The 26,775-nt window shown below is 62.9% G+C and carries 24 protein-coding genes and 1 pseudogene; 12 read left to right on the forward strand and 13 right to left on the reverse strand.

Going from position 1 to position 26,775, the window contains the following annotated elements:
* Positions 1–127 precede the first annotated feature (127 nt).
* The 4 genes from CVM52_RS12585 to CVM52_RS12600 form a co-directional block, all read right to left on the reverse strand.
* Positions 128–1,453: a TRAP transporter large permease gene (locus tag CVM52_RS12585; protein WP_100162848.1), complete on the reverse strand. Its 1,326-nt coding sequence runs from the start codon at positions 1,451–1,453 to the stop codon at positions 128–130.
* A 1-nt stretch (position 1,454) separates the two neighbouring features.
* Positions 1,455–1,976, reverse strand: coding sequence for a TRAP transporter small permease subunit (locus tag CVM52_RS12590; protein ID WP_100162849.1), 522 nt, complete (start codon positions 1,974–1,976; stop codon positions 1,455–1,457).
* Between the two features lie 6 nt (positions 1,977–1,982).
* The gene (locus tag CVM52_RS12595) at positions 1,983–3,062 is read right to left on the reverse strand and encodes a TRAP transporter substrate-binding protein (protein ID WP_100162850.1); all 1,080 of its coding nucleotides are present in this window, start codon (positions 3,060–3,062) and stop codon (positions 1,983–1,985) included.
* Positions 3,063–3,569: 507 nt separating this feature from the next.
* Positions 3,570–4,640 (reverse strand): alcohol dehydrogenase family protein, encoded by a 1,071-nt coding sequence (locus CVM52_RS12600; protein ID WP_100162851.1) that lies wholly within the window; start codon positions 4,638–4,640, stop codon positions 3,570–3,572.
* Positions 4,641–4,710: 70 nt separating this feature from the next.
* Here CVM52_RS12600 and CVM52_RS12605 point away from each other — a divergent pair, with 70 nt between their 5' ends.
* On the forward strand, positions 4,711–5,235 hold the full coding sequence (locus CVM52_RS12605; protein ID WP_100162852.1) for a TetR/AcrR family transcriptional regulator: 525 nt from the start codon (positions 4,711–4,713) through the stop codon (positions 5,233–5,235).
* On the opposite strand, the gene CVM52_RS12610 is transcribed toward CVM52_RS12605, so the two are convergent.
* Positions 5,186–6,085, reverse strand: coding sequence for a LysR family transcriptional regulator (locus CVM52_RS12610; protein WP_100162853.1), 900 nt, complete (start codon positions 6,083–6,085; stop codon positions 5,186–5,188). The genes CVM52_RS12605 and CVM52_RS12610 overlap by 50 nt on opposite strands.
* A 104-nt stretch (positions 6,086–6,189) precedes the next feature.
* Here CVM52_RS12610 and CVM52_RS12615 point away from each other — a divergent pair, with 104 nt between their 5' ends.
* The 3 genes from CVM52_RS12615 (at position 6,190) to CVM52_RS12625 (ending at position 9,105) form a co-directional block, all read left to right on the forward strand.
* A complete protein-coding gene (locus CVM52_RS12615; protein WP_100162854.1) occupies positions 6,190–7,185 on the forward strand; it encodes a zinc-binding alcohol dehydrogenase family protein in 996 nt (331 codons plus the stop codon).
* 165 nt (positions 7,186–7,350) lie between these two features.
* The gene (locus CVM52_RS12620) at positions 7,351–8,310 is read left to right on the forward strand and encodes an LLM class oxidoreductase (RefSeq protein ID WP_100162870.1); all 960 of its coding nucleotides are present in this window, start codon (positions 7,351–7,353) and stop codon (positions 8,308–8,310) included.
* A 12-nt stretch (positions 8,311–8,322) separates the two neighbouring features.
* A complete protein-coding gene (locus CVM52_RS12625; protein ID WP_100162855.1) occupies positions 8,323–9,105 on the forward strand; it encodes an SDR family NAD(P)-dependent oxidoreductase in 783 nt (260 codons plus the stop codon).
* Positions 9,106–9,294: 189 nt separating this feature from the next.
* Here CVM52_RS12625 and CVM52_RS27710 read toward each other — a convergent pair whose 3' ends face one another.
* Genes CVM52_RS27710 through CVM52_RS12640 form a run of 3 tightly spaced genes read right to left on the reverse strand, consistent with a single transcriptional unit; the run spans position 9,295 to position 11,959 of the window.
* Entirely contained in the window at positions 9,295–9,897 is a 603-nt protein-coding gene (locus tag CVM52_RS27710) for an alkylhydroperoxidase domain protein (RefSeq protein ID WP_100162856.1), read from the reverse strand.
* Between the two features lie 9 nt (positions 9,898–9,906).
* Positions 9,907–10,473, reverse strand: a complete 567-nt coding sequence (locus CVM52_RS27715; protein ID WP_100162857.1) for a CMD domain protein — start codon at positions 10,471–10,473, stop codon at positions 9,907–9,909.
* A gap of 43 nt (positions 10,474–10,516) precedes the next feature.
* Complete coding sequence (locus CVM52_RS12640; protein WP_100162858.1) at positions 10,517–11,959, reverse strand: aminotransferase class V-fold PLP-dependent enzyme; 1,443 nt, start codon at positions 11,957–11,959, stop codon at positions 10,517–10,519.
* A 417-nt stretch (positions 11,960–12,376) separates the two neighbouring features.
* Between CVM52_RS12640 and CVM52_RS12645 the strand changes: the two genes are divergently transcribed.
* The 7 genes from CVM52_RS12645 (at position 12,377) to CVM52_RS12675 (ending at position 20,379) form a co-directional block, all read left to right on the forward strand.
* Positions 12,377–12,838 carry an Lrp/AsnC family transcriptional regulator gene (locus tag CVM52_RS12645; RefSeq protein WP_100162859.1) on the forward strand — a complete coding sequence of 154 codons (462 nt, stop codon included), beginning with the start codon at positions 12,377–12,379 and terminating at the stop codon, positions 12,836–12,838.
* A 339-nt stretch (positions 12,839–13,177) separates the two neighbouring features.
* On the forward strand, positions 13,178–14,653 hold the full coding sequence (locus CVM52_RS12650) for an NAD(P)-binding domain-containing protein (RefSeq protein WP_133119839.1): 1,476 nt from the start codon (positions 13,178–13,180) through the stop codon (positions 14,651–14,653).
* Between the two features lie 7 nt (positions 14,654–14,660).
* The gene (locus CVM52_RS12655; RefSeq protein WP_100162861.1) at positions 14,661–15,656 is read left to right on the forward strand and encodes an aldo/keto reductase; all 996 of its coding nucleotides are present in this window, start codon (positions 14,661–14,663) and stop codon (positions 15,654–15,656) included.
* A 48-nt stretch (positions 15,657–15,704) separates the two neighbouring features.
* Complete coding sequence (locus CVM52_RS12660) at positions 15,705–16,847, forward strand: ABC transporter substrate-binding protein (RefSeq protein ID WP_100162862.1); 1,143 nt, start codon at positions 15,705–15,707, stop codon at positions 16,845–16,847.
* Positions 16,848–16,946: 99 nt separating this feature from the next.
* Entirely contained in the window at positions 16,947–18,779 is a 1,833-nt protein-coding gene (locus tag CVM52_RS12665) for an ABC transporter permease (RefSeq protein WP_205964950.1), read from the forward strand.
* 2 nt (positions 18,780–18,781) lie between these two features.
* On the forward strand, positions 18,782–19,657 hold the full coding sequence (locus CVM52_RS12670) for an ABC transporter ATP-binding protein (protein WP_100162863.1): 876 nt from the start codon (positions 18,782–18,784) through the stop codon (positions 19,655–19,657).
* Entirely contained in the window at positions 19,654–20,379 is a 726-nt protein-coding gene (locus tag CVM52_RS12675) for an ABC transporter ATP-binding protein (RefSeq protein ID WP_100162864.1), read from the forward strand. Before CVM52_RS12670 ends, CVM52_RS12675 begins: the two co-directional genes overlap by 4 nt.
* A 36-nt stretch (positions 20,380–20,415) precedes the next feature.
* Here CVM52_RS12675 and CVM52_RS12680 read toward each other — a convergent pair whose 3' ends face one another.
* Genes CVM52_RS12680 through CVM52_RS12695 form a run of 4 tightly spaced genes read right to left on the reverse strand, consistent with a single transcriptional unit; the run spans position 20,416 to position 24,088 of the window.
* Positions 20,416–21,192 (reverse strand): GntR family transcriptional regulator, encoded by a 777-nt coding sequence (locus CVM52_RS12680; protein WP_100162865.1) that lies wholly within the window; start codon positions 21,190–21,192, stop codon positions 20,416–20,418.
* A complete protein-coding gene (locus CVM52_RS12685; RefSeq protein ID WP_100162866.1) occupies positions 21,189–22,682 on the reverse strand; it encodes a tripartite tricarboxylate transporter permease in 1,494 nt (497 codons plus the stop codon). The genes CVM52_RS12680 and CVM52_RS12685 overlap by 4 nt, the downstream gene beginning before the upstream one ends.
* A 9-nt stretch (positions 22,683–22,691) precedes the next feature.
* Positions 22,692–23,168, reverse strand: a complete 477-nt coding sequence (locus tag CVM52_RS12690; RefSeq protein ID WP_100162867.1) for a tripartite tricarboxylate transporter TctB family protein — start codon at positions 23,166–23,168, stop codon at positions 22,692–22,694.
* Complete coding sequence (locus tag CVM52_RS12695) at positions 23,165–24,088, reverse strand: tripartite tricarboxylate transporter substrate binding protein (protein ID WP_100162868.1); 924 nt, start codon at positions 24,086–24,088, stop codon at positions 23,165–23,167. Before CVM52_RS12695 ends, CVM52_RS12690 begins: the two co-directional genes overlap by 4 nt.
* 217 nt (positions 24,089–24,305) lie before the next feature.
* Here CVM52_RS12695 and CVM52_RS12700 point away from each other — a divergent pair, with 217 nt between their 5' ends.
* Complete coding sequence (locus CVM52_RS12700) at positions 24,306–26,612, forward strand: DUF3604 domain-containing protein (RefSeq protein WP_100162869.1); 2,307 nt, start codon at positions 24,306–24,308, stop codon at positions 26,610–26,612.
* Between the two features lie 88 nt (positions 26,613–26,700).
* Here CVM52_RS12700 and CVM52_RS28110 read toward each other — a convergent pair.
* A pseudogene (locus CVM52_RS28110) lies at positions 26,701–26,775 on the reverse strand (aldehyde dehydrogenase family protein); the annotation flags it as partial.

The following is a 26,775-nucleotide window of genomic DNA, read 5'->3' on the forward strand; positions in this document are numbered from 1 at the left end:
CGGCGGCCGCCACCATCGCCTCGATCGCGGTGCCGCCGGCGGCCAGGATCTCCTGGCCGGCCAGCGCGGCGGCGCGGTGCGGGGCAGAGACCGCGCCGTTATATCCCAGGGCAGCGTTCAGCATATCTTACCATCCGATCGCGTTGGGCAGCCACAGGGCGAGGCCGGGGAAGGTGAACACCATCAGCAGGCCCAGCAATTGCAGCAGGATAAAGGGTATGACACCGCGATAGATGTCGCCGGTGGTGACCTGCGGGGGCGCAACCCCCTTGAGGAAGAACAGCGCCCAGCCGAAGGGCGGTGTCAGGAACGAAGTCTGCAGGTTCACCGCCACCAGAATGGCGATCCAGGCCATGTCGACCCCGGCATTCATGAAGATCGGCAGGAACAGCGGCAGTGCGATATACGAGATCTCGATCCATTCCAGGAAAAAGCCGAGCACGAAAAGCAGCAGCATCAGGAAGAGAATCTGCCCGTTGAGGCCGCCGGGCACCATGCCAAAGGCGTCATGCACCAGGTTTTCGCCACCGAGGCCGCGGAAGGCCAGGCCGAAGGGCTGGGCGAAGATCAGGATCAGGAACACCATGGCGCTGGTGATAAAGGCGCCGTGCACCGCGTCGCGCAGCACCGGCAGGGAAAAGCGGCCCGACAGGATGGCCAGCACGATGCTGCCAAGCGCGCCCATCGACGCCGCCTCGGTCGGGGCGGCGACGCCGCCGATGATCGAGCCCAGCACCGCGACGATCAGCGCGATCGGCGGCAGCACCACGCGCAGCAGCTTCAGCGCCAGGTCCCTGCGCGACAGCGCCGCACGTTCGGCCGCCGGGATCGGGGGCAGCGCGCCGGGGTTCAGCAGGCCCAGCACCAGCACATAGGCGATGAACAGGCCCGACAGCAGCAGGCCGGGAAACAGCGCGGCGGCGAACAGGGTGCCGACGGATTCGCCCATGATGTCGGCCAGCAGGATCAGCACCAGGCTGGGCGGGATGATCTGGCCCAGCGTGCCCGAGGCGCAGATCACGCCGCAGGCCACCCCGGTGTCATAGCCGCGTTTCAGCACCGGACCGAGCGCGATCAACCCCATGGTGACCACGGTGGCGCCCACCACGCCCGAGGCCGCGCCCATCAGCACGCCGACCAGGATGATCGCCAGCGCCATGCCGCCGCGCAGCCCGCCCATGGCAAAGCCGATCACGTCCAGCAATTCCTCGGCAATCTTGGATTTCTCCAGCATGATGCCCATGAAGATGAACAGCGGCAGCGCCAACAGGGTGTAATTGGTGATCACGCCGAACACGCGCGCGGGCAGCAGCGTGAACAGGAAGGGGCCGAACCCGGCGTAACCGAAGACAAAACCGGTGACTCCCAGGCAGACCGCCACCGGGATGCCGCCCAGCAGCATCAGGAAGAAGGCCCCGATCATCACCAGGGCGAGAATTTCGTTTAGGGGCATTTCAGCTCTTGTTTGGATGGGGGTGCAGCAGGGCCAGCAGGCTGTGGCCGGTCATGGCCAGGCCTTGCAGTGCCAGCAGGGCAAAGGCCACCGGCATCGTCGCCTTCAGCAGATAACGATAGCCAAGGCCGCCGGGATCGGGCGATCCCTCGTTGATGGAATAGCTGGCACTGACATAGGCGATGCACAGCCAGGCGATGATCAGCGCCACCGCCGCCATCAGCAGGTTGCCGATCAGGTCGACCGCCAGTTGCAGCCGGGGGGGAAAGCGGGCGTAGGCAATATCGACGCGGACCTCGCCGCCCTGGTTCAGCCCGTAGGACATGCCAAACAGCGCCGCCACCGCCATCAGGTGCCACTCGGCCTCTTGCAGGGCAACCGAGCCGAACGAGAACAGATAACGCGACAGCACGTTGAAGGCGACCAGCAGCACCAGCGCCAGGCCGGTCCAGGCGGCAATGTTTCCAATAACGCGGACGGTGCCATGGGCACCGTCCGACAGGGTCTTGATCAGGGGGAGCATCAAGGCTTAGCCCGGCAGGCCATATAGCGGTTTTTCCGACACGCCGGCCCAGGCCTGATGTTCGGCCTTGAAGGCCATGAAGGCGTCATGCACCTTTTTGACCTGTTCGTCCTGCGCGGCGAATTCGGCAAGCACGGTGTCGGTGGCGGCCTTCAGTTCGGACACCACGGCATCGGGCAGCACCTGCGCCTGCACGCCGTAATTGTCGACCAGGTCGCGCAGCGCCTCGGCATTGTTGGCCTCGCACCAGGTGTGGCTTTCCAGATTACAGGCCATCGCCGCGGTCTTGACGATCTCCTGCAGATCGGCGGGCAGGCTGGCCCAGGCTTCGGCGTTCATCAGCAGTTCGGTCACGTTGGACGGTTCGTGCCAGCCGGTGGTGTAATAGTATTTGGCGGCGTTCTGCAGGCCCAGGCGACGGTCCTGGTAGGGGCCGACGAATTCGGCGGCATCGATCACGCCGCGTTCCAGCGCCGGGAAGATCTCGCCACCCGGCAGCAGTTTCACGTCGACGCCAAGCGCGGCATAGACCTTGCCGGCCAGGCCGGGGATACGCATCTTCAGGTTCTGGAAATCGGCGACGCTTTCGATCGGGTCGCGGAACCAGCCGGTCATCTGCACGCCGGTATTTCCCATCGGCAGCGCCTTCAGGCCCAGCGGTTCATACAGCTCGTCCCACAGCGCCATGCCGCCGCCGTGATACAGCCAGGCGTTCATGCCCTGAAAGTTCATGCCGAAGGGCACGGTGGTGAAATACTGCGCCGCCGGGATCTTGCCGGCCCAGAAATAGGCATTGGCAGCGTTCATCTCGACCGCCCCCGAACGTACCGCGTCAAAGCCTTCCAGCGCCGGGATCAGCTCGCCGGCGGCGAAATGCTGGATGGTGATGCGGCCGTCGGACATTGCCTCGACCTTCTTGCAGAAATCGATCGGGCTGCCGGGGCCTTCGACATAGAAGGGCGAGCCGGGGCCATAGGCGTTGGTCATTTTCCAGTTGAACGAACTTTGCGCCCGCGCCACGGCCGGTGCGGCCAGCGCGCCGGCGCCCAGCGTGGCGGAGGCGGTGATAAACTTGCGACGGTCCATGTCAGATCCTTTCGATGGTCGGAGGCATTGCCCCTCGGTTTCACCTCTGCCGCCGCATCGGAAGAGTCGTGACAAAAATATCGGTTCGCCGCCGCCAAGATTGTATACAAATAGAGCGAAAGACTGGCCAATTGAATACTAAATGAGCGTCGTACAAATTCCGCATCGCGGCAAACTCCGACGGCCAGCCGGTGAAAATGCCGGCAAAACCGCGGTTTTTTATCACCTATGCAAACCCGCTTGCGCGATGCGCATCACTGGTTGGGGGCATTTGCGGAAAAATCGAACCGGCTGACGGACACTTAAAAACCGGGCATTTCCGCTGCCGAACGGATCACGGCGGGGACATCGAGGTGCCGAGCTTTGCGGCCCTCAGAGCGTCCGTTGGCAATCGAATCCGGCCTATTGAACATAATCATCATTACAAGAGAGTGCGCTCACATTCTTTGGGATCCTCTGGAAACGTGAACGCTCAATCCGCTGCGCTCGTCCCCTATCAAACTGCGATCACGGAATTTGAATGCCGATCTTGCCGATATGGCGCTTGCTGACAAAGGCTTCCTGCGCGGCGTGGATCTCGGCGAGATCGAAGCTGCGAAACATCACCGGTCGAATTTCGCCGCTTTCGATATACCTGACCAGATCCGTGAACACGCGGGGATCCTGCCGCGTGCTGCCGATCAAGGTCTGGTCTTTCAGGTAGAGCGTGCGCAGGTCAAGCTCGACGATCGGGCCGGCGATGGCACCCGAGGTGACATAGCGCCCGCGCAGAGCCAGCGCGTCGAGCAACTGGGGCCAGCCCGGACCACCGACGAGATCGAGCACAACGTCGAAGGCGTCGGCCGGCAAGGCCTCATCGCGCGCCAGGATGGTGTCGGCCCCAAGCGCGCGCAGATTGTCCGCCTTGCCCGGGCTGGTCACCGCCGTCACATGCGCCCCGCGCCGCTTGGCAAGCTGGATCGCGGCCGATCCGACACCGCCGGAGGCCCCGGTGATCAGCACACGTTCAGCACCGACGCCGGCGCGCTGGATCATGCCTTCGGCAGTGGAGAAAGCACAAGGAAAGGAGGCCAACTCAAGGTCCGAAAGTGCACTGTTCACCCTAATCGCATGTTCGGACTCGATGGTCGTGAACTGAGCAAAGGCGCCGTCGCGTTCTGATCCGAAGGTCACCAGCGCGTTCGGATCGCTGTTTGCGGCGGGATGGTACATGGGACGGACCAACACCCGCTCGCCCACCCGCGCCGGGTCAACCCCGCGGCCCACGGCGACGATATCCCCGCAACAGTCGGCGCCCTGAATCCGCGGAAAGGACAGCGCCCCGGACCAGGCGCCATCGGCGTCGGCAGCGCCGTCATAGCCTGTGACAGCCGCTGAGTTGGTGTCACCCCGGACGGCCTTGGAATACCAACCGGTTCGGGTGTTAACATCGGTGTTGTTCACCGCGGAGGCGCGAACCCGGATGAGAACCTCGCCGGCGGCGGGTCGGGGAACCGGCATGTCCTCGCGATAGACCAGCCGATCAAGGCCGCCGTGACCGGTGAGGCAGACGGCGTTCATGGTTTCTGGCACGGGCATGGGCGTATCCCTCCGGGTAGAATGTGGTTTCTACTTGCGCAGGTAGAGTGATCCCTTTACCGCGTCAAGCATGACCGAGACACGCGAAAAAATTGCCGCCGGGCTGGAGCGGGCCTTTGCCGCGCATGGCTTTGCCGAACCGAGCGTCGACGATCTACGCGACTCCGCCGGCGTCAGCCTGCGCACGCTGTACAAATACATGCCGTCGCGCGGCGACATGGTGATTGCCGCGCTGGAGCACCGGCATCAGAGGTATTTAAGCCATGTGCTGGACGGTCTGCCCGGCGACCCGCAGGCCGCGCGCAGCACCCTGATAGACCGCGTGGCCGAGTGGATGAGACACGAGGCCGCCCATGGTTGCCTCTTTCATTCGGCCGTAGCTGCGGATCCGGGCAACCCGGCGTTGCGCGCCCTGCTTGAACGCCACAAGCAGGAGGTCGCGGACCGTGCCGGCGTGCTGACGCAGCTGGCCGGCCAGCAGGTTGCGTTGTTGCTGATCCTTGAGGGGCTGACCCAATCCTGGCCCCTGTACGGGGACCAGGCGGTCACTGCTGCCAAAGGTCTGATTTCAATGCTTGCAACAGAAAATCCATGAAACACCGTACCTTGGGTGTCAGAACATTGGACCGCGGATAGATCAGCCATAAAACCGAGTCATCTGCCAGACGCCAATCCGGCAGTATGCGCACCAGCCGGCCTGCCCGAAGTTCATGCGCGACGCTCCAGAGTGAATTGATCGAAATCCCGCCACCGGCAAGCGTCGCGATCCGTTGCGAGGTGCCGTCGTCGAGGATTGTCCGGCAGACCATCTGCCGCGGGTCCAGCGTGACCCGCGCGGGGCCCGCCATCAACTCGCGGCGATTGGCGTTGCGCCAGGACAGGAAATGGTGCCCGGCGAGATCTTCCGGGGTTTGCGGCGTTCCATGCCCGGCAAGGTACTCCGGCGATGCGCATAACACCCGGACATCATCGGCCAGTTTGCGACCACGCAGGCTGCTGTCCTGCAAAGGCGCGCTGCGCAGGGCCAGATCAAAGCTGCCTTCGATCAGGTCAAAGCGCGTGTCTGACAGGCGCAGGTCCAGCGTGATGTCCGGGTATTCGGCGTGGAACGCGGGCAGTTGCGGGATGATATGCAGCTGGGCAAAGCTGCTGGGGGCGGCAAAGCGCAGCGTGCCAGAGGGTTTCTCGGCATTCAGGCCAAGCGCAGCGCGTGCGGCTTCGGACTGCGCAATGATTTCACGCGCATAGGGCAACAGGTCCGCACCCTCCTGCGACAGCGACACCTTGCGCGTGGTGCGGTGCAAAAGCTCGGCCCCCAACTCTTTTTCCAGCTTCGCCAGACGCGCGCTTGCAATTGCGGGGGCCAGTCCCAGGCTGCGCCCGGCGGCCGAAATGTTCAGCCTTTCTGCGGCGGCAACAAACAGGCGGAGCGCTTCTATATCCACGTGATTATCCTGAAATCCGGAAAACTGAACTCTGATATGCCCAGTTTTTATCTCAAACGAAAGAAGTATTTAGGCCGCAACCAATGAGGCAAAGGACCTGAGTGATGAAAGCAATCGGTTACACCCAAACCGGCCCGGCCACGGTTTTGACGGCGCAGGACGTGGACATGCCCCAACCGGGGGCGCGTGACCTGGTGGTCGCGGTCAAGGGTATTTCCGTGAACCCGGTGGATGTAAAGCTGCGTGCGGCGCGGGCGCCCGAGGGTTTCGGCCGCCTTGGCTTCGATGCGGCAGGAGTGGTGGCCGCGGTTGGCCCCGAGGTCAGCAATTACAAGATCGGGGACGAGGTTTATTACGCCGGCGACGTCACCCGCCCCGGCAGCAATGCAGAATTTCAAGCGGTCGACGAACGGATCGTCGGGCGCAAACCTGCAAGCCTCGATTTCACCGACGCAGCCGGGCTGCCGCTGACCTCGATCACGGCCTGGGAGATGCTTTTTGACAGCTTCCGGCTTGCCGAAGGGGGTGGGTCTGGTCAAAGCCTTCTGGTGATCGGTGGCGCGGGCGGTGTCGGGTCGATCCTGATCCAGCTGGCCAAGCGCCTGACCGGGTTGACGGTGATCGCGACAGCCTCGCGCCCTGAAACACAGGCCTGGGTGCGCCTCATGGGCGCGGATCACGTGATCGATCACCGGAATGATCTGGCGGCACAGCTGCGCGATCTGGGACAGGTGCCGGCGTATGTCGCCGCGCTCACCGCAACGGACCAGCATTGGCCGGCAATTGTCGAGCTGATTGCACCGCGCGGGCACGTCGCCCTGATCGACGATCCGCAGGAGCTGGATATCGCGGCGGCCAAGCCGAAGGCACTGACTCTCAGCTGGGAGTTCATGTTCACCCGTTCGATGTTCGGGAGCGACATGGAAGCACAGCGCGATCTGCTGAACCGGGTCTCGACCATGCTGGACAAGGGCGAGTTGCTGTCCACCGTGACCGAACGCGCCGATGCGCTGACGGTCGAAACCCTGGCGGCGGCGCATCTGCAGCAGGAAAGCGGGCGGGTGATTGGCAAGCAGGTTCTACCAGGACTGTCCGGCTGACCTGCCATCAGGTCGAAGCGGATGGAGCGGGACTGGATTTTCTTGCTTGAAGAGGTGCTGGACCGCGAGTCCAGCCCTGGACCGATCAAAGGCAGGGGCAAGCTTGCCGGCTGATCCAACCGGGTCGCCCCTTTCTGGGGCGGTCTGACCGAATGGGGTATGACCATGCGTGACGATATTACCGCCTTCCCCCAGATCAACCGGGGTTTTGCCTCTACCTTCCGGCCCGGACAACTGAGCCTTGGGTTGGTGGTGCCGATCACCGCCTATCCCGACAGCGCCGTGGCTGACATGTCCGCGCATCTTGCGCGGGTGCAGCGGGCCGAGGCGCTTGGGTTTCGTGCTGTCTGGCTGCGCGATGTGCCGTTCAACGTGCCATCCTTCGGTGACGCGGGGCAACTGTTCGACCCGTTCACCTATCTTGGCTTTCTCGCGGGGCAGACCTCCGAGATCGCGCTTGGCGTGGCCTCGATCGTTCTGCCGTTGCGCCACCCGGCCCATGTGGCCAAGGCGGCCGCCAGCGCCGACATGTTGTCGGGCGGTCGGTTGATCCTGGGCGTGGCCTCGGGCGATCGGCCAGAGGAATATCCGGCGATGAACGTCGATTTCGAGGCACGCGGCGCGGCGTTCCGCGACGCCTTTGCCTATATCCGGGCGATGGGCGACCAGCAAACCCGGATCGAAAACCGCTTCGGCCGCGTGAATGGCGGGCTGGACATGTTACCCAAACCCTTTGGTGCGCGCCTGCCGCTGCTGATCACCGGATCGAGCCGTCAGTCCGATGACTGGATTGCCGAACATGGTGACGGCTGGATGACCTATCCGCGTCCGGGACAGGATCAAGGCCGAGTTCTGGAGCAGTGGCGCCACCGCCTGGCCCGGCTCGGAGTGCCGCAAAAGCCCGTCCTGCAACCGCTTTATCTCGATCTGGCCGAAGACCCCGATGCAGGGCCCCAGCCGATCCACCTCGGAGTGCGGACCGGGGGCAACTGGCTGGTCAGCCATCTCAGGCATCTTGAAGAGATAGGTGTGAACCACGTCGCCCTGAACCTGCGGTTCAACCGGGCACCTGTTAATGAAACACTCGACCGGCTGGCGCGCGACGTGCTGCCGCTGTTTTCCTGAAAGGACGCAGCCATGAAAACCATATTGATCACCGGAGCGACGCAGGGGCTTGGCCGGGCAACCGCGCAGGCGCTGGCCGAGCAGGGCCATGCCCTGATCCTTCATGGCCGCGATGCACAAAAGCTGGCTGAAACCGCGGATGATCTGCGTCGCTTTGGGACGCAGGTTCAAACCGAATTGGCGGATCTTTCCGACCTGAGCGACGCCGCCGCGATGGCGGCGCGCCTGATCGCACTGCAGCAGCCGATCGACGTGCTGATCAACAACGCCGGCGTCTTCAAGACCGCGCAGACGCGCGCGGGCCGTTTCGATGTGCGCTTTGCCGTGAACACCCTGGCATCCGCGTTGCTGGCCACACGGCTGCACCCGCTGATCCCGCGGGACGGCCGGATCATCCATCTGTCGTCTGCGGCCCAGGCATCGGTGGACCCGCAGGCGCTGGATGGCAACCGATCGTTGCAAGACATGGAGGCCTATGCGCAAAGCAAGCTGGCGATCACCCTGTGGAGCCAGGCATTTGCCGATTCACATCCCGACGGACCGGTGTCTTTGGCGGTCAATCCCGGTTCGTTGCTGGCCACCCGCATGGTGCGCGAGGGGTTTGGAACCTCCGGCAACAACCTCAACATCGGCGTCGATATCCTGACACAGGCGGCCCTGTCCCGGGACTTCGCCACTGCCTCGGGCCGCTACTACGACAATGATGCCGGTCGATTTGCACCCCGCTTTCCCGATGCGCAGGCACAAGAGATCACGCAGCAGGTCGACTCCCTGCTGTCCGATATCGGCGCCTGAAGAGGAATATACCGCGACAGTGCCCCCAGGAAGCGCAGCCCGGATTGACGCCGATTGGTATCAGGTCACATTCGCGGGCCGGACGAGCCCGGAACGCCATCTGATCCGCGCGCGCCAAGCAAGGATCCAGCGTTCCGGGATTATCAAAACCGGTTGCACCGCGGCTTTTATCTGGCCCGCAGTTGAGCGTCAGCCGCCGGCCGGCGGCGTCGGCAATCCAAGCGCCAGCATCAGGCGGTTGGCCCAGTTGAAGAAGGCGATGGCGTAAATCGCGTCGGCGATGCTCTGGTCGTCCATGCCGGTGGCGCGCAATCGCTCGACATGCTCGGCTCCGAAGGTCGAGGGCGTAGCACTGAGTGCGGTGGCGGCGTCGATGATCGCGTCCCAGCGCGGATCGATCCGGGCCGAAACCCCCTCGTCCAGGAGTTTCTGCACCTCCTCGGCCCGTTTGGAATGATGTGCGGCAAAGCGGGCATGGACCGAGCAGCAGAAGATGCAACCATTGAAGCGTGAGGTTGCCGCCGCCGCCATTTCCCGGTCAGCGCGCGGCAATCCCGCATCGGGATTGAAGAAGATGTCCAGGTCGGTGCGCGTACGGTATTCTAGGATATCCGGATCGCGCGCCAAAAGCATGAAATAGGGCATTTTCGAGCGCGATTTCTGCACCAGCGCTTCCCAATGGCGCGGCGTCAGATCGGCCTCTTCCAGCGGCGGCAGCCAGGGCACCCAGCCCAGTGCGTCCTGGGTGAAGACATCGGGTTCTTGGTGGTCATAGGTCTGGATATCGGTCATCGATGGGCCTCAAAGGTTGGCAGCAAGGGTCTTGAGACCGGCGGCGGCACGAATTTGGAAACAGAGGAAGGCGACCAGTTGCGACAGGGTCACGATGTCGGTGGCGTTCCATCCCGCGGCAACCAGAGTCTCGGTATGCGCGCGGCCGGCGTCGCGCGGATGGTAAACCAGCAGATGCGCATAATCGAAGGCGGCGGCCAGCCGCGGCCCCAGCCCCGCCGGATCCGCTTGGAACACCGGCCCTGGTACATCCTCGACGCTCAGCGGCCCCGGCGGATAGGCGCCGTAGGGCCCTTCGGCTAGGCCGCTGCGAACCGCCTCGGCCACCGTTGGGGACAAAGCCGCGGCATCGGAAGCCTCCAGCAGGCCGGTGTAATAGTCCATCGCAGGTGCATCACGGTGCAGCCCGGCAACAAAGGCGGCAACGGCCAGCCGTTCGGACATTGGCATCATGTCCTCACTGGTCGGCGCAAACAGCGCGTCGTGACTTTTCTGCGCGTTTTCTCGCGCCACCGGGCGCGCTGCGCGCATGTGGGCCTGCGGGGCCAGCCCGGCAAGCGTGTCGATTACGTCCATGGTCAAAATCTGCTCCTGTTGGTGGGATTGTCCGGGATTCTTGTTATTCTGCGGCTTCCAGCGGGCGGAAACGCGCGGTGGCATCTTCGCCGGCATAGTGGGCTTGCAAATCCGGCGCCTGCCGCGCGAGGCTTGCGACGCCGTCCAGGATCCGGTCGACCTGTGCATCACTATGCAGGTAGCTGAGGTTAAGGCGCACCCAGCCGGGGCGGTCAAGCTCGTGACCGTCATCCAGCCGCAGCACGATCTGCTGCGACATCTGCTGGTCCAGCCCAAGCAGCCGGTGCGCATAGGGCCCGGCGCAGGCACAGCCCCCGCGGGCCTGGATTCCGTGGACATCGCTGAGCATCCGGGTGAACAACTGGTGATGGATGTACCCGCCTCCCGGCGCACGCACCCGGAAGGAAAAGATCGGCAGCGCGTTGTTTGCCGCCGAATTTCCCAGCAGTTCCAACTCGGGCATATCGGCCCAGGCCTGCAGCGCGCGAGCGCGCAGGGCGCGATCACGGTCAGCGATCACGTCGGTGCCGACCGCTTCCTTGACCATCAGCGCCAGGGCGGCGCGAATGTCACCGATCACATTCGGCGTGCCGGCCTCTTCCCGCGCCGCCAGGCTGTCGCTGTATTGATGGCCCCAGGGCGAAACAAAGCGCACCGAGCCGCCGCCGGGTGCGGTGGGCTGGGCCTTTCGCGGAAGAGTGTCGCGCACAACCAAGAGGCCCGAAGCCCCCGGACCGCCGGCAAACTTGTGCGGCGAAAAAACGATGGCATCCTTGGCCGCTGCGCCCTGCCCCATATCGACCGGAAGATAGGGGGCGCCGGCGGCATAGTCCCAGATCGCCAGTGCCCCGCTGGCCTTCACCTGCCGGGTAACCGCATCGGTGTCGGTCAGAATACCGGTGACGTTGGACGCAGCTGAAAAGGCGGCGATCACCAGATCAGCGTCGCGCGCCTCGTTCAGGGCGCGCTGCAGCGCGTCCGCATCGGGCCCGCCCTCGGGCGCTTCGTTCACTTCGACCACCTCGGCGCCGCTTTCGCGCCAGGGCAGGATGTTGGAATGATGCTCATAGGGGCCAATCAGCACCACCACGCGGCCGCCCCTGCCCACCCGACCGGAAATGTCGAGCAATCCGACCAGCCGGTTGATCCCGCTGGTCGCCCCCGAGCCGGTGAAGATCACGCTGCTGTCGGGCCCGCAACCGACAAGATCGGCAATCACGGCGCGGGCGGCCTCGCGCATTCGGGTCATCGCGGCGCCGCAAAAGGACGCCTCGGTATGGCTGTTGGCGTAATAAGGCAGCACTTGTTCTGTCACGAAATCCTCGACCTGGCGCAACGCGCGCCCCGAGGCGGTGTAATCGGCGTACAGCAGGCGCTGGGTGCCAAATGGCGATGGGATCAGAATGTCGTCCCCGATCAATCCATCTCGAAGATGGGACAAGATGTCGGGCCTTCGCAGGGCGTCGCGAAAGGTGGCAAATGGCATGTGGCCCCCTGGGCGGTGAAATCGTGAAAGCAGGTCGAATTTGCGGCTTCGGGTGGTTCCGCGTCCGCTGCACTGAGCCTATCGAATGAATGACGCGCGGATTTTGCGTATATTCGGCAATAGCGCCGATCATTTGTGCGTCTGACGCGCCAACAACACCCGCCGGAAAAACCAACCGCAGGCCCCTCCCCAAATCATCTGGCCGCGCGGCGACTCCCTCCAGGTGGCGGACGCCCTAATTCACCGAAGTTGACGCAGCGACTGCGCAAATTCTGTGCAGCATTTCGGTATGAAGCGGTATCAGCTTACGCAAATCGCCGAAAACGCGCCACGCGGCGTTTTTTGTTCTGGAGCTGCAGCGCAGGAGTCGTAGCATTAATCCCCAAGGGGAGGCCGAAACAGAATAACAGGCACCCCATGATCGACGATCGCGACCGCAAGCTATTGGCATTGCTGCAAGAAGATGCCGAACTTCCCGTCAATGACATGGCCGAGCGCGTCGCCCTATCGGTCTCGGCCTGCTGGCGCCGGATCCGTCGACTGACATCTGACGGCTATATCCTGCGCCGCGTTGCGATCCTTGATCGTCGCAAGATGCAGGTGCCGACAACGATGTATGTCACGATCCGCACCTCGGACCATTCCAGCAATTGGCTGGAGAATTTCCGGGCCGCTGTCGCAGACGTGCCCGAGATCGTCGAAACCTACCGTTTGACCGGGAATATCGATTATCTGCTCAAGGTCATACTCCCGGACGTCGAACATTGGGACATCATCTATAAACGGTTGGTATCGCGTGTGAATTTCTTCGATGTCTCTTCCTATATCTCAATGGAAGAGGTGAAGAGCACCGGCCAGATCCCGACCAACTTTGTCTGAGACCATGCGCCCCTTTCGCGCCGAATCCGCCGCGCGCTTTGTCATGTTGCGGTGCAGCGTGGCCGATGCCGAGTGCAGTTTCAGGTTCCGTGATTCTCGGCAAAACCGCGAAGGATTTGATGAGTTTGATCGTTCGACGCAAATTCAAACCGCAATTTTCCCATATTGTCGAATTCTGCGGGTGCAAACTATGCCCCGCCGATCAAAGGACGCTCCGAATTTGCAGCGCCGCAGGGTTAGCCTGACTTCCATGCATGGTGCGCGCGGGCCGATGGGGAGGCGGTGCTCACTCCCCCGTTGCGCGGACCCAACAACACATACGCCAACCGCGAGGATGAGATGACAGCTTTCACCATGCCCAGTACGCTGCCCGACCCCGTCAATAGCGATGGGTTAGCGGCTCTGCAGGCGGGGCTGGAATCCGACCTTGAACGCCTGGGCCTTCCGCGCAAGGCCTGGACCGCGCCGCGCCGGGCACCAGATGGCACCACCCTGCTGGACGTTCTGGTGATCGGCGCCGGGCAATTCGGAATCGGTGTCGCCGCGGCGCTCAAACTTGCCGGTATCCGCAACTTTCTGGTTATCGACCGCGCAGAGGAAGGTCGCGAAGGCCCCTGGGTTACCTATGCCCGCATGCCGACGTTGCGCTCGCCCAAGCATCTGCCCGGAATATGTTTTGGCATTCCCAACCTGACCTTTCAAAGCTGGTATCGAGCGGTCTATGGCGACGCGGCCTGGGAGGTTCTTTACAAGATTCCGAACCAGGACTGGCAGGATTATATCCTCTGGGTCCGCACTGCGCTGGCGCTGCCGGTGCGCAATGGCGCCGACGCCATCGATCTGCGCCCCGCGCCAGATCATGTCGCGGTCGTGCTGAAATCCGGCGAAACGCTGTATGCCAAACGTGTCGTGGTGGCCTCCGGTCGGACGGGAACCGGCGGCTGGACCAATCCGCCGGGCATCTCGCCCGAGTTGGGGCCGGATCGATTGGCCCATACGATGCATGACATCGACTTTGCCCGGCTGAAGGGCAAGAAAATCGCCATCATCGGCGTCGGCGCCTCGGCTTTTGACAACGCGGCCACGGCGTTGGAGGCGGGGGCGACCTCGGTTGATCTGTTTGCCCGGCGCCCGGCGTTGCCGCAGGTCAACAAGGGACGCCCATCCAGCGCAATGGGCTTTCTCGAAGGCTGGCAATCCCTGCCGGATGCCGACCGCTGGCGGCTGGGTGTCTATCTGGACCTGATGACCGGGGTGCCGCCGCATGAAACGCTGCTGCGCTGCCTGCGCATCCCCGGCATGAAGGTGCATTTCCGCACCAAGTTCCGTTCGGCAACACCGACCGCAACCGGCGTGCAGATCGAAATCGAGAACGGCCCCGCGGGCGAATATGACTTCCTGATCCTCGGCACCGGCTTCCGGGTGGACCTGGCGCAGGAACCGATATTCGCCTCGATCTATCCGGACATTCGCCTGTGGCAGGACGCCTATGCGCCGCCCGAGGGGCTTGAGCGCCCACATCTCGGCCTGCACCCCTATTTGGGAGAGACCTGCGAGCTGCAATCGAAATCGGACGCGCCGCTGAACCGGATCCATCTGTTCAACATGGCAAGCTACATGAGCGCGGGCTTTGTCGCCGCAGACGTGCCCTCGCTCGACATCGCGCCGGAGCGCCTGGTCACCGGGTTGTCGCAAAAGCTGTTCGCCGAGGATTTCGAACCGATCTTCGAAAGCCTCCAGGCCTGGGAGGACGAACATGAACTGGCCACCACGCCGTTCTACTCGCCCGACCATGTCAACAAGTCCGCGCGCTGAGGTCAGGATGGACGCGCGCGTTACCCCCTCCCGCCGCCTGCTTGGCACCTCCGACCTGCAGGTCGCACCGATTGCCTTCGGCGGTTCGGTCTTCGGCTGGACCGCAGACGAAACGATGTCGCATCGCCTGCTGGACGTTTTCACCGACCGCGGGTTCAACATGATCGACACGGCGGATGTTTATTCCTTCTGGCTACCTGGAAATGTGGGCGGTGAATCCGAGGCCACGATCGGTAGATGGCTGGCCGCGACGGGCAAACGCGACAAGGTGGTGATCGCCACCAAATGCGGCTCGCCGCGCACGCCGGGCGGTGCGAACCTAAGTGCGGCCTATATCCTCAAAGCCGTGGAGGGCAGCCTGAAGCGCCTCGGCGTGGAGTATATCGACCTCTACCAGGCCCATCGCGACGATCTGCTGACCCAGCCGGACGAGATGCTGGCCGCCTATGACAAGCTGATCCGCGACGGCAAGGTGCGTTATATCGGTGCTTCGAACTTCCTCTACCCGCGCCTGAAGCAATCGCTGGATTACGCACAGGCGCATGGTCTGCCGAAATTCCAGACCCTGCAGCCGCCCTATAACCTTTATGATCGCGACGCTTTTGAATGGGCCTTCGAAGGCTCGCTGGCGCAGCTCTGCGCCGAGCGACAGGTCTCGGCCATCCCCTATTTCTCGTTGGCCAGCGGCTTCCTCACCGGCAAGTACCGCGTAGCCGCCGACACCGTGAAAAACCGCGCGCGCGGTGGTGATGTTGAGAAATACCTCAATCCCAAGGGCTTCCGCATTCTGGCCGCGCTTGACCAGGCGGCCGAAAAAACCGGCGGCACCCCGGCGCAGATCGCGCTGGCCTGGTTGATGGCGCAGCCCACGGTCGCGGCCTGCATCACTTCGGCCACCACTATCGACCAATTGGAAGACCTGCTGGGCGCAGCGGAACTCCAACTGGATGAGGCCACGCTGAACGACCTGAGCCAGGCCGGCAGCAATAAATCAAGAAGCTGACAAAACAGCGAAAAACCAAACCAAAACTTCAAGAAACAGGGACCTACCATGAAGACCACCACTCACAAACTCACCCGGCGCGGCCTTGGCGGGCTTGCGCTGGGGCTTTTCCTGACCACCGGCGCATTGGCGCAGGACACGGTGACCATCGGCGTCACCGCACCGATGACCGGCCCGGCGGCGCAATATGGCGAGGCCTGGATCGAAGGGTTTGACCTGGCGCTCGACACGATCAATTCCGAAGGCGGCATTAACGGCAAGGTCCTGGAATATGTCGTCGAAGACAGCCAGAACGACCCAAGACAGACAGTCGCCATCGCGCAGAAATTCATCAACGACCCGAAAATCGTGGTCGAAGTTGGTGACCTGTCCTCGACCTCCTCGATGGCGGCATCGCCCCTGTACCAGCGCGCAGGCCTGGTGCAATTCGGCTTCACCAACTCCCACCCGGATTTTACCAAGGCCGGTGATTACATCTGGTCTTCGGCGATCCCGCAAAGCCAGGAACAGCCGCTGCTGGCGGATATCGCCTATAATCAGCTTGGGATGCGCAAATTGGGCGTGTTCCACCTGAACACCGACTGGGGCACCACGGCGAAGAACCTGTTCGTCGAGGCATTCGAGGCCCTTGGCGGCGAGATTGTCGCGGTCGAAGGCTATCTGCCCGAAGAAAAGGACTTTCGCGCGACCATCACCCGGGTGATGTCGTCGGAGCCCGACGGCATCATGTTGGAAAGCTATTACGCCGACGGCGCGCTGGTCACACGGCAACTGCGCGAAGCCGGCATCGAACTGCCTATCCTGGGCGTGGGATCGATCTATTCCCCCGACTTCCTGGACCTGGCCGGTGATGCCGCCGAGGGCGTGTACACCACCGCCTACTTCGCGCCGAACCTACCGCGTGCCGAAGTACAGGACTTCATCCGCACCTTCGAAGAAAAATACGGCCACGCGCCGAACAGCTTCAATGCGATGGCATTTGATACGATGCACATCCTGTCCGAGGTCATGCGGCAATACGGCACCAGCCGCGAAGACATCAAGACGGGCCTCGGTCAAATTTCGGGCATCCCCAGCGTGATCTTCCCCGAAGTTTCCTTCGACCCCGAAACGCGACGCGTCTCCGGCCCGCAGATCGCCACGCTTGTCGTCACCGACGGTGCGTTCGAACTTTTCAAGGGCGCTGAATAAGACCCGTCCGGCGCGCGCAGCAGATCGCGCGCCGGACCCTTTCTGGTGCCGCGGCGGACAGCCGCTGCTTGCGCGCGCAAATTCGGAGACCGCGATACTATGATGGATGTCCTTTCGTTTCCCTGGATCGATTTTTCGGTGGCCGGGGTGGTCATCGGCTCGATCTACGCGCTGATGGCGGTGGGCCTGGCGCTGATCTTCGGGGTTTCGAACCTGATCAATTTTGCCCATGGCGCGGTCTTTACCATCGGGTCCTATATCGGCTGGACCTGCCTCATGTATCTGGGCCTGCCACTGTGGCTGTCGGTCTTCGTGGTCGCCATTGGCGGCGGCATGGTCGGCGCCCTGATCGAGTGGTTGGCGATCCGGCCACTGAACCGCCAATCCCGTATCGCGCCCCTGCTGGCCACGATCGGGGTGGGACTGATCCTGGACCAACTGGTGCATATCATTTTTTCCGCCACGCCACGCGCGCTGAGCGCGGATCTGCCGGACTGGCGAGTGACCGTTGGCACCGGCACGATCGGGATCGTCGACATCTTCATTTTTTCGACGGCGGTGGTCTCTGCCGGGCTGCTGTACCTGCTGCTGTTCAAGACCAAGATCGGCATGGCGGTACGCGCCACCGCCCAGGATGACGACGCGGCCATGCAGATGGGCGTGAAAATACACGCGGTCAACATGACCGTCTTTGCCACCGCCGGTGCCCTGGGCGCTATCGCCGGCCTGCTGGTGGGGCTGTACTTCAACAGCATCGACCCGGTCACATCCTTCAACATCATGCTGAAGGGGATGGTGGCGATCGTGATCGGCGGTATGGCCAACGTGCCGGGCGCCATCGGAGGCGGACTGATCCTTGGCCTGATCGAGAGCTATGGCATCGGCTTTTTCGGGGCGAGTTATCGCGACCTTTTTGCCTTTGCGGTGCTGCTGCTGATGCTGCTATTCAAGCCGAACGGGCTGTTTGCAAAGGCGCGGGAGCGCCAGGCCGAGCCGATGACCGGCACTTTCGTCACCCAGTCGCGGCCGTTCCCGATCCCGTGGTGGGCAACCGCCCTGGTCGTGCTGCTTGCCGCGCTGCTTCCGATGCTCGACCGGCCCTATGTCACACAGGTGATGACCAATGCGCTGATCTATGCGCTGGCGGGGATGTCGCTGACATTGGTGGCAGGGACGGTCGGGATGGTATCGATCGGACATGCCGCCTTCCTCGCCATCGGGGCCTATGTCTCGGCGCTGCTGACCTTGGCAGGTCTGCCGGTGGCGCTGGGGTTGCTGTCGGCGGGGATCATCACGGCGGTTCTGGGCACCGGTCTGGCCTATCCGTCCTTCCGCCTTCGCGGCCACTATGTTTCGATCGGAACGCTGGCGCTGGGGCAGATCGTGGTGTTGGTGATCCTGAACTGGGACAGCGTCACCAACGGGTCGCTCGGTCTCTACGGCATCCCGCCGCTTGAGTTCTTTGGCCTGCCGCTGTTCTCGACCAACGCAACCTACTGGTTCGTTCTGGCCATCGTGGTGGTGGCGGGGCTGCTGCAGGCGCGGCTGCTGAACTCGCATCTGGGCCGGACCTGGCGTGCGATCCGAGAGGATACGGTTGCCGCCGAAACCTATGGCGTCGCCTCGAACTATTACAAGGGGCTGGCCTTTGGTTTTGCTGGCTTCATCGCGGGTATCGGCGGCGCCGTCACCGCCCACCAGTTCAGCTTCATCGACTACAATACCTTCAACCTTCTGATATCCGTCCTGATCCTGACCATCGCCATCCTCGGCGGCCTGGGCAATATCACCGGTGCGGTGCTGGGCGCCGTGCTGGTCGCCGCCCTGCCCGAGATGTTCCGGGTGCTCGCCGAGTACCGGATGATGTTCTACGGCGTCGCCCTGATCTTGCTGATCCGGTTCCGGCCACAGGGCCTTTTGGGGAGCGGCTGACCATGACCTCCACACCACTTCTGAGCGCAACCGGCATCACCCGGCGCTTTGGCGGTATCACCGCGGTCGACAATGTCGACCTGCACGTCGCCGAAGGCGAATTCCTCTCGGTGATCGGGCCCAACGGCGCCGGCAAGACCACGCTGTTCAACCTGATTTCCGGCCAGGACCGGATGGATGCCGGCAAGGTCATGCTGGAGGGGACCGAGATCACCAATTTCCCGCCGCACAAGATGGCCGGGATCGGCATGGCACGCACCTTTCAGCACGGCCGCGTCTTCGGCAACCTGACGGTGATGGACAACGTGCTGATCGGTTGCCACACACGGCTGAGGGCGGCGCGTTCCACCATCCCGGTGGTGGCGCCGCTGCTGGAAATCCTCAAGGCGCTGATCCGACCGAAATCGGTGCGCGACGAGGAAGCGGCGATGCGGGCCGAGGTGCGCGAGATCGTCGCCACCTTCGGCGACCGGCTGACGCCGCGGATCCACCAGCCGACCTATTCGCTGTCCTACGCCAACCGCCGCCGGGTCGAAATCGCCCGCGCGCTGGCTCTGCACCCGCGCCTGCTGATCCTCGACGAACCCACCGCCGGAATGAACGAAAGCGAAACCGCCGAGATGCAGAGCATCATCGGCGAGTTGAAGGCGCAGGGGCGCACGATCCTGCTGATCGAGCACAAGTTGAACATGGTCATGCAACTTTCGGACCGGGTGATGGCGATGGACAATGGCAAGGTGATCTCGCAGGGCAAGCCGGCCGAGGTGCGCAATGATCCAAAGGTGATCGAGGCCTATCTGGGCCATTCGGCCATCGGCGGCGACGACCACGGCGCGCCCGGCATGATGCCGCTGCAGGCGGCGGGAGGTGCGGAATGAAAAAACCGCTGCTGCAACTGACGAACTGCAATTCGTATTACGGCCCGGTGCAGGTGCATTTCGATGTTTCGCTGACCGTGCCCGAGCGCTCTATCGTTTGCCTGCTGGGCGGCAATGCCTCGGGCAAGTCCACCACCATGAAAACGATCCTGGGCCTGCAGGTGCCGAAAACCGGCCGCGTCACCATGGAGGGCAAGGACATCACCGGTGCGCCCACCTCGGAAATCGTACGCGCCGGCATCAGCACGGTGCCCGAGGCGCGGCGCCTGTTCGGTGACATGACCGTGCGCGAAAACCTGATGATGGGCGCCTATGTCCGCAATGACCAGATCGAAATCCAGCGTGACTACGAACGCGTCCTGGAACTGTTCCCGCGGCTGAAGGAACGCATTCGCCAGAAGGCCGGCACCATGTCGGGCGGTGAACAGCAGATGGTGGCAATGGCGCGGGCGCTGATGGGCCGGCCCAAGCTGATCATCATGGACGAACCCACCATGGGCCTGTCACCGCTGTTCGTCGACCGGGTGCTGGACCTGATCGCCACGGTGAACAAGACCGGCGTGTCGATCTTCATGGTCGAACAGAACGCTTCGATGGCCCTGCAAATCGCCGATTACGGCTATGTGCTGCAGACCGGGCGGATCGTCCTGGAAGGCCCGGCGAACGAACTGCTGGCCAACCCGAAAATCCGCAGCGCCTATCTGGGCGACAACGTCGCCTAGACCGGCCATATGTCGGGGTGCGCCCGGTCGCAGGTTCTAGAATTCAAGCTCCACCTTGTCGGCCGGCACATAGAGGGTCTGGAAATAGAACGGCCGGCCATCGGTCAGTACCGTGCGCGCATCGACCGTCAGCGTGGGCTGGTGCGGGTCGAGGCCAAAGCTGGCAAGTTTGCGCGGGTCGACATCTTCGCAGCGCACGCGATGCTTTGACGCGGCCGCGCGGATCTTCAGCTTCTGCTCGATCACGGTACGCAGGTTTGTCAGCCGCAATTCGCTCGCCGAAATCAGGTGCGGCGGGACAAGCGCCGGATCCAGCATCATTTCCGCACCGATCAGAATATCCTTGGTGCCCTCGATGCGGCGGCGGATCACCAGATAGCTGGGCAGCGCGCCCAAATGGTCGCCCCAATGCCCCTGGGCAGTGCTTTGCAGCACTTCGACTTCCTGGTTGAGGATGCGAAACTGTTCGTGCGTGTCCGCATGGTACATCCTGAAATGCCAGATCGCCGGCGAGAACTTGGTGCCCTCCGAAACGGTGGTGCCATCCCCACGGCGCCGTTGTATCAGACCGAGATCCTGCACCTGACGCAACGCCGCCTGGACCGTCCCAAGGCTTACGCCAAGGTCCCGGGTCAGTGCCGTTTCAGGCGGAAGCCGGGATCCCGGCTTCAGCAGGCCCGAGTTGATGGCCCAGACCAGGGCGATCCGCAGCGCATCGCGCTTGTTCGAGCCCTGCTCTACCTCTCGTTCGAGTATGTCGCGCAGCAGGACGCTCAGTTTCGCGTCGCCGTCAGCGATAGCTGGCTGGTTCATTTGACGATCCGGGGGCGCATGAATCCACGAACCATAACCGCCACGCTGAGCAGAAGGAACAGCAATGCCACCGGTGACTGAAGCATCTCGGCATGCTTGCCGTTATACAGCAGCAGTGTCTGACGCATCGAGGTTTCGAACTGGCCGCCCAGCAGAAAGCCGATGACAAGGCAGACCATCGAGAACCCCGTGCGGATCATCAGGATCCCAAGCCCGGCAAAGGCCAGCATGACGCCGATGTGCCAGAAGGATTGCGCCGGAAGATAAACGCCGACCATGCACAGTGTGATGACAGGCGGCAGGATCAATCCCCGCGGGATGGTCGCAAAATGCACCCAGATGTTCACGCCAAGCCGCCCGATGACGAGATGGACAAAATTGGCGAGGATCATCGAGGCGAACAGCGCATAGATCAGGTCGCCGTGCATCTGGAGCATGAACGGCCCCGGCACCACCCCATGCATCACCAGCGCTCCGATCAGCAGCGCCGCGGCGATATTTCCGGGAATGCCGAGAGCGATGGTCGGCACAAGGTTGGCGCCCACGACGGCGCTGTTGGCCGCCTCGGTGGCAATGATGCCCTCGGGTGCGCCCTTGCCGAAATTGGCGGCATTGGGCGAGGAGCGGCGCGCAGCACCATATGAGAGAAAGGCGGCAAGAGTGACGCCAAGCCCCGGCAACATCCCCACGAAGGAACCGATCAGTGACGAGCGGATGATCGTTTTCCAATAGGAAAAGAACTCGCGGGCCGGCAGTTTTGTCTGTTCCCCAGCCTTCGATTGCTGGAGATCGAAGGCCACCTTGCCGCCCGCACGGCCGATGTCCAGCATCTCGGACAGGACCGAGGCAAGCGCCAGGCCGCCGATGGCAACCGGGATCAGCGGAAGGCCGTCATACAGGTTCATCTCGCCGAATGTCAGGCGCTGCGTGCTGCGCACCGGATCCAGCCCGACCGTAGAAAGCAGCACACCGGCAAAAATCGCGATGGTGCCTTTCAAAGGCGAGTCGCCAGTGATGCTCGAAAGAAGCGCAAAGGCGAACAGGAAAACCATCGAATATTCCAGCGGCCCGAACTGAAGCGCAATTGCCGCGAAGGGCACCACCAGCAAGATCAGCATGACATCGGAGATCGTGTCGCCGGTGACCGAGGAAAAGATCGCGAACTTGAGCGCGCGCTTGGCCTCGCCGCGTTTGGCCATGGGGTGGCCGTCCATCGCCGTGGCCGCGGCTTCGGGGGTGCCGGGGCTGTTCAACAGGATCGCCGGGATCGCTCCACCCGAGGTCCCTCCCTTGTTGACGCCGACAAGAAAGGCGATCGAGACCAGCGGAGTCATGTAATAGGTGACCGGGATCAGCACCGCCATGGCCGTGGTGCTGCCCAGCCCGGGAATGGCGCCGATGATGATGCCAAGGGTGATGCCCCCGGCGATGGCGATGAGATTGTAGATGGAAAACGCCGCATCAAAGGCGCCGAGGATCTGATCCAACATAGCCGGCTCTCAGGGAAGTTCGATGCTGAAAAGCGCCTGCACCCCGAAGCGCAGAACGAAAGGCAGGGCAACCGCGACAACGACGGGAATACCCCAATGTCCGCGATAGCGCGCCACGACGGTGGCGACGGCAGTGGCCAGGATGCTGGCCGGAACGAGGCCAACATGTATCAACAGCAACATGATTATGGTGGCAAGAACGCCCCACCCCGCGATTTCACCCAGGATGGTCCAGCCGCCAATGCGCGCATTGGCGCGCAGCGCATCGCGGTTCAGCACGGCCAGTGCGAGCGAACAGATGAAGATGATGCCTGCCGTAAGCTTGGGGAAGAATGACGGCGCCACTTCGCCCCGCGAGGCCTCGCCGGGGACCGCAGCCGGAATCACCCAGACCAGCGCAACCAGGCTCAGCACCGCCAGGACCACACCGCAGATGAAATCAAGGCGCCGCGCGGCGCCTTGATCAGTCTGTTTGACGTTGCTCACTCTTTACCCGCGATCTTGGCCAGAACCGCGTTGCTCTCCACGATCGCCTCGGTGATCTGTTTCGAGTCCTGGTAGGCCAAGGGGAAATTCAGCTTGTTGTTCATCAGATCAACAAATTCCGGATCTTCCATGGCTGCTTCCGCCTTGTCGGAAATGAAGGCGATCACGTCTTCCGGCGTGCCTTTGGGAACGCTCAGGATCGCCTGGCTCGGCATCGAGATGCCGTACAGCTCTTGGATCGAAGGCACGTCGGGGCTGGCCGCGAGGCGGCCGTAATTCATCGACATCAGGACTTTCATCTTGCCACCATAAGACTGATGCACGCCGCCGGACCAAGCGAAATCGATCTTTCCGCCCAGCAGGAAGGGCACCATTTCGCCGCCGCCCTTGGTCGGGATGCCGTTCCACTGAATGCCTTCCATTTCGGCCACGGCGTCGGTGAATGCCCGCGACAGCGAACTCTGATCGCCATAGCTCAGAGTATGGTCCTTGGAATATTCGATGAGTTCTTCCATCGTGTCGAACGGCGCGTCGGCCGCCGCGACGATGGCCTGCTGGTAGTCCGAGATCTTTGCGACAAAGTCAAAGCTGTCCAGCGTAAAGTCCACGTCCTGTGTCAGCGGTGGCCACATCAGCGTCGAGGCGGTGGAGAACAGGATGGTATAGCCATCCGCAGGCGCCCGCGCCACTTCGGACGCGCCAAGCGCGCCGCCGGCACCGGGGCGCACCTTGACCACGATTTTCGCGCCCATCTCTTCACCCAGCGCGACGGAGAAGACCCGTGCCATTGTCTCTGTCGATCCACCGGCAGCATAGGGAATCACGAGCGTAACGGGTTTCGATGGATAGTCCTGGGCGGCTGCCGCGGATGCGATGCCGGTCACGAACGCGATCGTGGCGATGGCCTTTGCAAGTTTCATGGGAAAACCTCTCTGGTTGGATGCTCCACAATTACTATATTGTATTCGGAGGGCAAAACTTTTCTCGTTTCACTGTGCGGGAACCACATATTCGGCCTTTTCTGCTAAAAATTTCATCTTTGACGCATGACGCCGGGTATCTGCCCGCAAATCCCGGTGGCAAAACAATCGGAGTACTATAAAACTATATAGCAATAAGCATCTAGGAGACCTTTGCATGACCCTTCCCCATCATCCTGTCGACCCGGCCCTCGTTGGCGATGCGAGCTTTACGACGCGCCCCGGCGACGATGATTCGCTCTATGGCACGGCGACGATGGAAGGGCCCCGGACTGCCGAAGTCCGGACGTACCAGACCTTTCGCATCCGTTACCAGACCGGCAAACTGGGTCTGGATGACACCGGCAGCGTGCGGATCGCGTTCCGCTTCATCTCGGATGCCGGTTTTTTGCAAACCACTGACCCGACCGCGCCGAATTACGTAACCGCGACCAGCTCGGGCGAAGGCCGGTTGCAGCTTAAGTATGACCGCAACGGCGGGCAGCGCCCCTGGAACGAGGTTCTCACCGTTTACCAGAGCGGCGGTTATCTGAAACCCGGCGAGACCATCGAAATCACCATCGGGGACACCACCGGAGGGTCTCCGGGCCTCTTGATGCCGACCTTCCTCGATTCAGGCCGGGTTTTCCGGGTGATGGCGGACGTACAGGCCACCGGCGTGCATGTCCCGGTGTCGGGTGAGCCGCTCTTCGTGACGGTCATTCCCGGGCCGGTCGCCCGGCACCTCGCGGTGCTGCCGACCTTGCGCCGTCCCGGCCAGCCGTTCCATTTGGGTCTTAAGGCCGAAGACCGCTGGGGCAACCCCACCGGGCAAGGGCCCAGGCGCTTTGCGGTGGAGGCGACCCTGCCGGTCGCGGGCCTGCCCGACAGCATCGATTTCGCGCCCGAAAGCGGCGCCATGACGCTCGAGGGCCTGACCTGCGACAGCGAAGGCGAATTGCACATCAAATTCACCGACGAGACCGGACAGGTGGTCAAGGCAGGGCCACTGATGATCGCCAACCGCGAAGCGGTGCATTACTGGGGCGACCTGCACGGCCAGACCGGTGAGACCGTCGGCACCAATATTGCCGAGTATTACTTCGACTTCGCCCGCAACAAGTCGTTTCTCGACGTGACCAGCCACCAGGGCAACGACTTCCAGATCACCGACAAGTTCTGGAAGCGTCTGAACGAGATCACCGCCGAGGCCAACGACCCCGGGCGGTTTACCGTCCTGCCCGGTTATGAATGGTCGGGCAACACCGCCGTCGGCGGCGATCACAACGTCTTCTACATGGAGGAAGGTGCGCCGATCTATCGCTGCTCTCATGCCTTGGTGGCCGATCGCAGCGATGCGGCCAACGACGCGCACACCCTCACCGACCTCTACAAGAAATTCGAACAGGAACCGACCGAGACGGTGATGTATGCCCATGTCGGCGGGCGCTATGCCAACATCTTCTTCGACCATGACCCGCGTTTCGAGGCGGCGGTCGAGATGCATTCGGCTTGGGGCAGTTTCGAGTGGATCCTGACCGACGGCTTTCCGATGCGCCGGCGCGTCGGCGTGGTCTGCAACAGCGACGGTCACAAGGGTCGCCCCGGCTCCAGCTATCCCGGCGCCTCCGTCTTTGGCGCCTATGGCGGGCTGACCTGCTTTGTCACCCCGGACAACACCCGCGCCGGCATTTTCGAGGCAATCCGCCGCCGCCATACCTATGGCACCACCGGCCCGCGCGTCTTCATCGATGTCGCGGCCCAGCTGCCGGAAGGAGGCACCCTTTTCCTGCGCAACCCGGACGCCATTGCGGATACCGCGACCGAGTCGGTCCAGCGCTGCACCATGGGCGACATCGTAAAGGTAAACGGCACCACGGCCGAGATCGATGTGACCGTCAAGGCCCCGGCCGGAATCGTCAGCCTCGAACTGCGTGACGCCACCACCGTGCTCAAGCGCCTTCGCCCCTACGGCCAGGCCGATCTGGGCGACCGTATCCGCGTCATGTGGTCGGGTGCCGAATATCGCGGCCGCGGCCGGAATACCAACTGGCGCGGGCGCGCCGACTTCAAGGGCGCGCGCATCGACCGGTTTGAACGCGTCAATCGCCTGAATCACGAGCAAACGCTGGACCAGACCGGCTCTGCCGCGGTGGTCTGGAACGGGGTGACCACCGGGAACATGATGGGCTTTGATACCTGGCTCAGCGCCGATACCGGAGCAACGCTCGAGATCATGACCAATCTTGGCAACATGTCGCTCGCGCTCGATCAAATCGGGATCGAACCGACCGTGATGGACGCCGGCGGCCTCGCGCGCGAATTGAGGGTGCAGCGCCTGCCCGACGCGCCCCTGCCGCGCGAGATCACCCTTTCGGAAACCGTCAACATCCGCGACACCGGCGATACGCCGCTTTGGATCTGCGCGACATTCGAGGACGGCAACCAGGCCTGGACCAGCCCGATCTACCTGTTCCGCGACTGATGCGCGCGGCCTAACCGCAGGTTCAGGGGTCTAGGACCTGGGCGACCGGGGCCGTGGCGCGGCACCGCGCCACGGCCACCGGGGATGCTCAGGCCATATCCGCCGGCAGCAGCGCGTCGGGCAGGTTCTGGTAGCAGACCGGGCGCAGGAAGCGGCGGATCGA

This window comes from Pseudooceanicola lipolyticus (assembly GCF_002786325.1).
GTDB classification, from domain to species: domain Bacteria; phylum Pseudomonadota; class Alphaproteobacteria; order Rhodobacterales; family Rhodobacteraceae; genus Pseudooceanicola_C; species Pseudooceanicola_C lipolyticus.